The sequence below is a fragment of the Pseudoalteromonas sp. TB51 genome (assembly GCF_000498055.1).
GTDB classification, from domain to species: domain Bacteria; phylum Pseudomonadota; class Gammaproteobacteria; order Enterobacterales; family Alteromonadaceae; genus Pseudoalteromonas; species Pseudoalteromonas atlantica.
Map to the genome: position 1 here is coordinate 1 of NZ_AUTO01000288.1, position 2,714 is coordinate 2,714.

General features: G+C 43.2%; 2 protein-coding genes. Both read left to right on the top strand.

Annotated features, from left to right (window positions below; translation table 11 throughout):
* The coding region (locus L650_RS24790; protein WP_029773873.1) for a flagellin at positions 1–1,236 on the top strand (1,236 nt) is incomplete at its 5' end.
* 263 nt (positions 1,237–1,499) lie between these two features.
* The coding region (locus tag L650_RS24795; protein ID WP_029773874.1) for a hypothetical protein at positions 1,500–2,714 on the top strand (1,215 nt) is incomplete at its 3' end.

Sequence of the window (2,714 nt, forward strand, 5' to 3'; positions counted from 1 at the left end):
GACCGCGAAGCGCTGCAAAAAGAAGTAACCGCTTTGCAAACTGAGTTGACCCGTATAGCCGATACCACCACCTTTGGTGGGCAAAAACTATTAAATGGCGACTACGGTACACAGCAGTTTCAAGTAGGTTCAGACAGTAACCAAACCATTGGCGTAACCTTAAACTCTGCAGCCGCTGAGGATATAGGCCTAAGAGGTAAAGGGTTTGATTTAGCTGCAATTACCGGATTTTCAGGTGCCAGTGAAACAGCTAAAACATTTGCAGATACGGATTCATTAAGCGTCACAGCTGGCGGCAAAACTAATAACATAGATTTAACCACAGGTATGAGCGCAGCAGATTTAGCTGGGCAATTCAACAGCACCGAAGGGGTGTTTGGCGTAGGTGCAACCACGCAAGTTGCTGTGGGTGGATTTGGAGATACGAATACAACCGCTACAGACGTTGTTACACTTAATGTTGCTGGTGTAGAAATTACAGCAACGGCTGCGGCAACGGGTGATGGTACAGTTGCAGCATTAAAAACCGCCATTGACCCAGCAACAACAGAAGCACTAGCTGCTAAAGGTATTACTGCTTCGGTTGTAAATAATACAGGTACTACCGGTGATGATTTATTGGTGTTTACTAACGCTAGTGGCGAAAACATTGATGTAACAATGGAAATTCAAGGTGGTGCTACTGATGGGTTAGATGGTACGGTATCTGCTTACGATGGCACTGCAGTTATTGCTGGTGGTGTAACAGTATCTGCAACAGCAGACACAACCGTAAACAAAACATCAACAATTACTGGGCGTTTAGATGTTTCTAATGCAGTATTAGATTCTGACTTTTCTACATTAAGTGTTACTGGTACAGGCACTTTAAATGGTGCAACAACAACCAACGCTTCGCTTGATACCACGACTAGTCTTAGTTCAGTAGCAACCCTTGATATTTCAACTGCGGGTGGCTCACAGTCGGCAATTGACGTAATTGACGCTGCGCTTAAGCAAATTGGTAATGAGCGTGCTGAGCTCGGTGCTACCCAAAACCGTTTTAGTCAAACAATTAGCAACCTAGCGAATGTGCAAGAAAATGCATCGGCCTCACGTAGCCGTATTATGGATACCGATTACGCCACAGAAACAGCACACATGACCAAAAACCAAATATTGCAACAAGCGGGTACCTCAATCTTGTCGCAGGCGAATCAGATACCACAAGCTGCAATTAGCTTACTAGGTGGTTAGTATTTGTTTTACTGATGCTGGTTTATATAAACGCACTTTATTTTGAAGTGCGTTTTTTATTTTTGGAAGTTAAAGGTGATAAATTAGAGGTATAAGCTGTTGTAAAGTAATTAATTATAAAATTATTAAATTATTTCTAAAAAAAGCTAAAGTTAAATAAATCTCTGCCGTTAAGTTAATTAGTACAGGGCTTGAGCAGATAATTGTGAAAGCGCTTGATTAAATTAAACAGTAATATTACGAAAGTAATTAGGAGTTTTATTATGGCTATTTCAGTAAATACCAATGTATCGTCACTCAACGCCCAGCGTAACTTAGCAAAATCGGGTGAAGGTCTGGCCACCTCAATGGAGCGCTTGGCTTCGGGTATGCGTATTAACAGTGCCAAAGATGACGCAGCAGGTATGCAAATTAGCACGCGTTTAACCTCGCAAATTAGTGGTTTAGGTGTAGCGCAGCGTAATGCTAACGATGGTATTTCAATGGCGCAAACCGCTGAGGGCGCATTGCAGTCATCTACCGATATCTTACAACGTATGCGAGAGCTTGCCCTGCAGTCAGCGAATGGCTCTAACTCAACGTCTGACCGCGAAGCGCTGCAAAAAGAAGTAACCGCTTTGCAAACTGAGTTGACCCGTATAGCCGATACCACCACCTTTGGTGGGCAAAAACTATTAAATGGCGACTACGGTACACAGCAGTTTCAAGTAGGTTCAGACAGTAACCAAACCATTGGCGTAACCTTAAACTCTGCAGCCGCTGAGGATATAGGCCTAAGAGGTAAAGGGTTTGATTTAGCTGCAATTACCGGATTTTCAGGTGCCAGTGAAACAGCTAAAACATTTGCAGATACGGATTCATTAAGCGTCACAGCTGGCGGCAAAACTAATAACATAGATTTAACCACAGGTATGAGCGCAGCAGATTTAGCTGGGCAATTCAACAGCACCGAAGGGGTGTTTGGCGTAGGTGCAACCACGCAAGTTGCTGTGGGTGGATTTGGAGATACGAATACAACCGCTACAGACGTTGTTACACTTAATGTTGCTGGTGTAGAAATTACAGCAACGGCTGCGGCAACGGGTGATGGTACAGTTGCAGCATTAAAAACCGCCATTGACCCAGCAACAACAGAAGCACTAGCTGCTAAAGGTATTACTGCTTCGGTTGTAAATAATACAGGTACTACCGGTGATGATTTATTGGTGTTTACTAACGCTAGTGGCGAAAACATTGATGTAACAATGGAAATTCAAGGTGGTGCTACTGATGGGTTAGATGGTACGGTATCTGCTTACGATGGCACTGCAGTTATTGCTGGTGGTGTAACAGTATCTGCAACAGCAGACACAACCGTAAACAAAACATCAACAATTACTGGGCGTTTAGATGTTTCTAATGCAGTATTAGATTCTGACTTTTCTACATTAAGTGTTACTGGTACAGGCACTTTAAATGGTGCAACAACAACCAACGCT